This window comes from Achromobacter sp. GbtcB20, assembly GCF_019091095.1.
In the GTDB taxonomy this organism is placed as follows: Bacteria; Pseudomonadota; Gammaproteobacteria; order Burkholderiales; family Burkholderiaceae_B; genus Achromobacter; species Achromobacter mucicolens.
This window is the reverse complement of record NZ_JAGXJZ010000186.1, coordinates 1-559: the sequence shown is the minus strand read 5'-3', so window position 1 is coordinate 559 and position 559 is coordinate 1. Positions and strand designations below refer to the sequence as shown.

The 559-nt window shown below is 63.0% G+C and carries 1 protein-coding gene; it reads right to left on the bottom strand.

What is annotated here, in order from left to right; translation table 11 throughout:
• Window positions 1–194: 194 nt before the first annotated feature.
• A partial coding sequence (gene metG / locus KVT32_RS28480) for a methionine--tRNA ligase subunit beta (protein ID WP_217619250.1) occupies window positions 195–559 on the bottom strand: 365 nt, incomplete at its 5' end.

Below are 559 nucleotides of genomic sequence, written 5' to 3'. Positions count from 1 at the left end.
CGGTCATTTTATTATCTGCCTATCAAAAGAGTTTGAAGGGGGCGTCTGGAGCGCAAGTTTCTGGAAAAACACGGCATTATAACGCCGCCATGCGCCCCCGGAATGTCTTTCCTCAGAGGCGCGAAAGGATTTCGCGGCCCTGCGCGGCCCGCGCTGCGCGGGCCGGCGGACCGGTTCTTGTCGGGCGGGCCAGCTTAACGAATACGCATGCCGGGGGTCGCGCCCGGCATCGGATCGAGCAGGTACAGGCCGGGGTTGGCTTTCTCGTCGGCACTCGATGCGCACAGCACCATGCCTTCCGAGACGCCGAACTTCATCTTGCGCGGCGCCAGGTTGGCCACCATCACGGTCAGCTTGCCGACCAGGTCTTCCGGCTTGAACGCCGACTTGATGCCCGAGAACACGTTGCGGTGGCGGCCTTCGCCCACGTCCAGCGTCAGGCGCAGCAGCTTGCCGGCGCCTTCGACGTGTTCGCAGTTGACGATCCTGGCCACGCGCAGGTCGATCTTCGCGAAATCATCGATCGAGATTTCCGGCGCCAGTTCCTCGATCTCGCCAC